6 protein-coding genes are annotated in these 6,267 nt (G+C 60.8%); all 6 read left to right on the top strand.

Features of this window, described 5'->3' with window-relative positions:
* Window positions 1-675 precede the first annotated feature (675 nt).
* The 6 genes from ACZ5SK_RS33930 to ACZ5SK_RS33905 all read left to right on the top strand — a co-directional run bounded on the left by ACZ5SK_RS33930 (window position 676) and on the right by ACZ5SK_RS33905 (window position 6,252).
* A complete protein-coding gene (locus tag ACZ5SK_RS33930; protein WP_468576838.1) occupies window positions 676-2,553 on the top strand; it encodes an ABC transporter ATP-binding protein in 1,878 nt (625 codons plus the stop codon).
* A 401-nt stretch (window positions 2,554-2,954) separates the two neighbouring features.
* Window positions 2,955-3,485 carry a MauE/DoxX family redox-associated membrane protein gene (locus ACZ5SK_RS33925; protein WP_468576836.1) on the top strand — a complete coding sequence of 177 codons (531 nt, stop codon included), beginning with the start codon at window positions 2,955-2,957 and terminating at the stop codon, window positions 3,483-3,485.
* Window positions 3,482-4,036 (top strand): hypothetical protein, encoded by a 555-nt coding sequence (locus tag ACZ5SK_RS33920; RefSeq protein WP_468576835.1) that lies wholly within the window; start codon window positions 3,482-3,484, stop codon window positions 4,034-4,036. The genes ACZ5SK_RS33925 and ACZ5SK_RS33920 overlap by 4 nt, the downstream gene beginning before the upstream one ends.
* A gap of 13 nt (window positions 4,037-4,049) precedes the next feature.
* On the top strand, window positions 4,050-4,496 hold the full coding sequence (locus ACZ5SK_RS33915) for a S26 family signal peptidase (RefSeq protein ID WP_468576833.1): 447 nt from the start codon (window positions 4,050-4,052) through the stop codon (window positions 4,494-4,496).
* 277 nt (window positions 4,497-4,773) lie between these two features.
* Complete coding sequence (locus ACZ5SK_RS33910; protein WP_468576831.1) at window positions 4,774-5,349, top strand: Uma2 family endonuclease; 576 nt, start codon at window positions 4,774-4,776, stop codon at window positions 5,347-5,349.
* 114 nt (window positions 5,350-5,463) lie between these two features.
* Window positions 5,464-6,252, top strand: a complete 789-nt coding sequence (locus tag ACZ5SK_RS33905; RefSeq protein ID WP_334577456.1) for an AfsR/SARP family transcriptional regulator — start codon at window positions 5,464-5,466, stop codon at window positions 6,250-6,252.
* Window positions 6,253-6,267 lie beyond the last annotated feature (15 nt).

Genomic DNA, 6,267 nt, shown 5'->3' with positions numbered 1-6,267 from the left:
GCTCATCCGTCTCCGGCTTGACCTGCCCAGGGCGTGGCATCCAGCACCTCCTGGATGCCACGCTACCAGCCGAAACCCTTAAGTCACTGGTATTGAGGTTAGAGGAGACCAAGGGCCCAACCTCAAGTTCTGCTCAATCATTGCTTCATTCCCCCTATCTGCGTACCGATTTGGCGTCGATGCCTACGTCCCACGACTGGCACTTCCATCACCCGGTAAGTCGGATCTGCAACACAAAGCAGGGTAAAGATCGGCAACTAATTCGCCACCTTGGCTCGATTTCGCCATTAGCGCATTCGCCAAGATCACACTTACGCTTTGAAACTACTTGACAACGGCAGGTGCCCCCTGGAAGTATGAAGATCAAGGCAGCCGAAATCACAAATATGCATTACTTCCACAGGCTTTGATAATGGGGGATAACCATGAACACCGAGCCGCTCCTTCTTTAATCCATCCCTACCAATGCAACGCACGCGCACCAAATCCTTTCAGTGGATAATATCCAAACAGGCACGCGGCCATGCAACACCCACCCAAAAAGACATCCAGGCGTAGGTTTTCAGCAAAATTCCCGCCTCAAAGCATTTCGGGCCCCCTTGCCTACTCATGCGAATTTTGCAGGATAATGGGATAACTGCAACACCTCCCTGGCTGGTGGCATGGAGGGCTTTCGTGGGCACCACGCAATCTATCGAACATGATGGTACACGCTCCTTAAGGGCCAGGTTTTCCGAATTAAGCAAACAAAGTCTGAATGCCGGATTACTGACTTGGAAAGCTTCTCCTGGCCAGTTTCTGCTAAATCTGGCCCTCACTTTCATTGCCGGGGCCGCGCCAGCACTGACCGCATGGCTCACGAAGTTGGTCATCGACTCACTCACATCACGGAGCTCTGAGGCAGACAATCGCGCCGTATGGTATGCCGTCGGACTAGTAACTGCCGGCCTTGTGGCGGCCGCTGCACCTTACTGCACGACCTATTCCCAGGCGCGGTTGCGTCGGTCACTAACCCTGTACGTACAGGACAGCTTGTTCACCTCGGTAAACCGGTTCCAAGGCATGGCAAGGTTCGAGGATCCCGCCTTTCTCGACCATCTCCGGCTCGCCCAGCAGTCGGGCACTGCCGCTCCCAGTCAGGTGATCAACTCCTTCTTCCGTATTTTGCAGTCCGCTGTGACCGCGGCGGGGTTCGTCACCGCCCTGATCGCGCTGAGCCCCCTGGTCTCCGTCCTTGCTGCGATCGCCGCGGTTCCGTCACTGTTTGCACAACTCAACTCCTCGAAGCAGCGCGTCAACCACCTGTGGCAGTCCAGCCCCGCGCAGCGCAAGCAGATCTTCTATCGAAGCCTGCTGACGGAGGACCGCGCTGTGAAGGAGGTCAGGCTGTTCGGCCTGGGATCCTTCCTGCATGACCGCATGCTGAATGAGCTCAGAGAGATAAGCGTCGGCGAAGAGGCTGTCGATAATCAGGCATTCAGAGTCCAAACGCCGTTGGCACTGGCCGCCGCAGCCATCTCAGGATGTGCACTGGTCTGGGCCGTTGTGATGGCGGGCAGGCAGAAGCTCACCATCGGTGACCTCGCTGTCTTCATTGCCGCTATGGGCGGTTTGCAGTTGGCCGTCGGCGGGATCATCGCCAGCATCGCGGACCTCGTCACAGCATCCCTCGCATTCAAGCACTACAGGATCGTGGTCGATGCTCCGCCTGACCTACCGATTCCCGACACGCCGAAGCAGGTTGGACCGCTGCGACAGGGCATCGAGTTCCGAGATGTCTGGTTCAGATATCACGATGACGCCCCTTGGGTACTTCAAGGAGTAAACCTCTCGCTGCGCTGTGGCGAAGCCATGTCGCTGGTCGGCCTTAATGGTGCTGGCAAGAGCACACTGGTCAAACTTCTATGCAGGCTCTACGATCCCGATAAGGGGTCCATAACATGGGACGGAGAAGACCTCCGAGCTCTTCAGATCGAGGAGTTGCGTGCGAGGATCGGTGCCATTTTTCAGGACTACATGGCGTACGACTTGACAGCTTACGAGAACATCGCGATCGGCGATCTATCCAGATTCGGGGATAGCGACGCCGTTTCGGCAGCAGCTCGGGCCGCCGAGGTAGATAACGAACTCAGAGACCTCCCGGATGGATACAACACGCTTCTCAGCCGAACCTTCTTCGCGAGTGCCGGAAAGGGCGATCCGAAGCACGGAGTAGTGCTGTCCGGAGGGCAGTGGCAACGGGTGGCGTTTGCTCGGGGACTTATGCGTGGACGTGCTGACCTAATGATCCTCGATGAGCCTACTGCGGGATTGGACGCAGACGCGGAGGCAGAAGTACTCGCCCGCGTACAGGAGCATCGCGCTGCGGCAACCAGCTTGCTGATATCCCACCGAATGGGCGCGGCAAGAAAGGCAGACAGAATCGCCGTTCTGAGCGAAGGCGTCATCGTTGAGTTGGGCACACACGACCAATTGATGGCAATGGGTGGAAACTACGCCCGCCTGTTCGACCTTCAGGCTGCCGATTATCAGGAATCAGCCAAGCAGGTTTGAGTAAAACTTCATTCGGTATTGACATGAATGCATCAAAATCCGAGAATCGAAGAAAGCGGGACGGTGTTCAAAAATGAAGCCGAAAACACCAGCCGCAATTCCTCGAAAGGTGGAGAACATGTCATCTCTGTTTCGCAAGGTAGGAACGATGGTCGCCGACCGTCTACTGCCACGTACGACTGCTGCCGCCGGCTGTGCCAACACGTGCTTCTGCGTGCCCGACTCGAGCGGCACTCAGCACCACCCTTGTGCCATCACATGCTGCTACACCAACGCCTGCACGGTGGTCTGCTGACACCGCGTCAGAAGGCCAAGCACAGTTCCTGATCCTCCGTTGGTGATTCTGCCCTGCCTGGGGGTTAAAAACCCAGGCAGGGCATCCCCGAAAGCGTGGTACCGAGATGGAGTTCTGGCAGGCCTTCGGAAAAATACTCCTGAGCAGCATGTTCGCGATCTCGGCAGCTACCAAACTGCGCGACTTCCGCGAGTTCCGCAGCCAATTGACCGACACTCTTCCAGTTGGCCCTTTACTGACTGCCACGGTGGCCACTGCAACGCCAGCCGCGGAAATACTGATCAGCCTCACCCTCTGGATAGAACGTACGGAATATCTTGGCTTCATTGCTGCCACGTTACTACTGTCAGGTTTTTCCGCTTTTGTCATCCACCTGCTGATGTCAAGCAAAAAGGCGACGTGCGCTTGTTTCGGGGCCTCCACGCGCCCCGTGTCCGTAGTCCACCTCGGCCGCAACATCGCTCTTCTGCTGATATCAGGAAGTGGCGCGATAGTCAGCAGCGGCCAGGCGAGCCCTTCCGTGTACAACTACTTGATCGTCCTTGCACCGGCTCTCATTGGCACCGCGATAGTCGCACGCCTTGACGAAATTAGCGCCTTCTTCACTAGCCCTATTCCTGGGAGTCTCGAACCATGAGTACCGCTATTGCCGTTGTAGCCCTGATCCTTGCCTCGGCTGCCTGCGCTCTATCACTGGCCGTGGCTACGAGAGCTAAGAAGATATTGGATCCCGTCGTGGAGGGATCCATGGTCCGTCGAACACTGACCGTTCGCGAGGGGACCAGTATCCCCGACGTGGGAATTCTCCTGGATGCCGCAGGCGATGAAGTGGAACTGCATCGCGGCCAGGACGAGACCTGGCTTCTTACCTTCCTGTCCTCTGGCTGCTCAGGGTGCGCACAGCAAACACCCGACTACAAACGGCTCATCGGCACGGAGAATATCTCCGCGAGCCGAGCAGTCACGGTACTGCTCGGAAGTGGCGATGAGGCCGACACCTATGCTCAGGACATCGCACAGTTCAGCCGGGTGATCCGCCCCCAGGAAAACCTAGACGCGCTGCTCTCGGGTCTGGGAGTGCAGTCATTTCCTACCTTCCTCGTCGTCGCCCCGAGCGGCGAGGTGAAGTACTCGACGCCCAGCGTGTCCACGCTCGCAGCGTCCAGTAAAGAACACGTCGGAGCCTGAGACAGTGACAAGGGTGAACCACACGGACTGGCTCGGCATGCTTCTGGCGGGGGCTGCCATCCTGGGGGCCCTGCTGACGGCGTGGCAGCTGGGCAAGAGACGTGGGCCACCCATCTTCCTCGTCGATGTGCAGGGACACAGCATGGACCCGCTCTACCGTTCGGGAGATCGGGTAGTGGCCACAGGTTTCATCGGGCGCAAGGGCATTCGCCCTGGCACGGTCGTAATAGTGCGCTCACCCGAGCCCGCTGGAGGTCTGTTCATCAAGGAGGCTGTCGCTGTGGCCGGCGACCCCGTCCCAGACCTATTTCGTAAACATGCCTCACTACAGGACGACCAGGTTGTGCCTGCAGGCTGCTTGCTGGTGCTAGGCAAGCACCCGGCCAGCAAGGATTCCAAGCAATGGGGCTACATTTCTGAGTCGAACGTTCGTGGGCGGGTAGTGATTCGACTAAAATAGGCCAAATGGAGACATTCTCGTAGGCTGGCGGACTGGCTAAACAGGACAGCTGGCAGACGCGCGCTTCCCACCCAACGGGATTCCGTACCTAGAATATTCGCCCCCTGTCGCAACATTCGGCAGGGGGCAAGCTAAGTGTTCGGCCCCCGGAGTGTGCGGTCGAACCAAGGCAGAGTACTCCTGAAGAACTAAAACTACGAAGATCCGTACGTCCGTGAAGCGATGTGACGCCTGTATCCACCTGACTCCGGACCTGCCCTCTGGCTACCCTCGAGCCATGGACTACGCCAAGATGCGGACGATCGCCGAGGAGCTCACGGCGTATGCGGAACACCTGGAAGGGTCATGGAACGTCGAGATCGGGCCTTCCGGACCGTTCCTCGCCATGATGAGCCCTTCGAAGCGCCACGAGGGCACGATCCGCCGTATCTGCAAGCAGCTGGACAAACAGCTCCTCGTCACCCACCCCGGCTACATCTGTGCGAACGGCCCCGAGATCGAGCACGCCGCGATCGGCCGGATGCGGCGTCCGGATGCCGTCGTGATCCCCGAGGTCGTGCTCGACGAAGAAGGCCTCGCGGTCGACGCGACGCAGGTGCTGGCGGTCGTCGAGATCGTCTACCCGTCCAATCCCGACAACGACTACGGCGAGAAGCTCACCGAATACCCCGCCATGGGCATCGCCCACTATCTGATCGTCGATCCCCGCACCGGCACCATCGAGGTGCACTCCGACCCCTGCAAGGACCGCTACCAGTACCAGGACCCGTACATCTTCGGAGACAAGGTGCCCTTCGGGCCGTGGACGCTGGAGACCGAAGCCTTCCTCCGTTACGGGAAGACCCGGCGCTGAGGTACAGGAGAGCGCCTGTCCGCTCCGGCCGTGCACGAACCATGCGCCACCCGAACACGGCGCGCGCACAGTGGTGACTCGAGTGGTTCGAGGTACGGGGTACGGGGGTTCGTCATGGAAATCCAGCTGCTGGGGTGTGTCGAGGCGCGGGCGTGGTCCGGTGACAAGATGCCGCTGCCGCACGGCACCAAACTGCTGCTGGCGGCGCTGGCGTGGACCCCCGGGGCCTTCGTGGCCGACGAGACGCTGATCGAGCGGGTCTGGCAGGAGCGCCGGCCCCAGCATCCGCGGGACGCGCTGTACATCCAGGCCACGCGGCTCCGCAAGGCGCTGCGGGCCGACGGGCAGGGGGACGAAGGTTTCGAACTGGCCCGCAAGCGGGGCGGGTACGTCCTCGCGATCGACGAGGAGCGGGTCGACACCGCGCGGTTCCGCGGCCTGGTCCGGCAGGCACAGCAGGTCGCCCGCACCGGGGACACCGACACCGCTCTCGGCCTCTACGCGCGGGCCCTGGAGCTGTGGCGGGGCGAGCCGCTGTCGGACGTGCGCACGGCCTGGGCGGAGTCGGCGCGGGTCGCGCTGCGGCGCGAGCACCGGGAGGCGCTGGTCGGCAGCGCGGAGCTGTCCCTGCGGGCCGGGCGGCACGAGGAGTGCCTGCCGCAGTTGCAGTGGCTGGCCGAGATGCACCCCTTCGACGAGAAGGTCGCGGGCCTGCTGATGCTCGCCCTGCACCGGGGCGGCCGCCAGGCGGACGCGCTGGACTGCTTCCAGCTGCTGCGCCTGCGCATGGTCGACCTGCTCGGGTGCGAGCCGGGCCCGGACCTGCGGTCGCTGCAGGAACGCATCCTCGCCCGCGACCCCCGGCTGCGGCTCGGCAGCGCGTACGCGACGTCCGCCCGCTGACGGCGGCGAGGTGGG

It is taken from the genome of Streptomyces sp. NPDC031474 (assembly GCF_055581185.1).
Note: the sequence above shows the minus strand (reverse complement) of the source record. Positions and strands in the feature narration are given on the sequence as shown.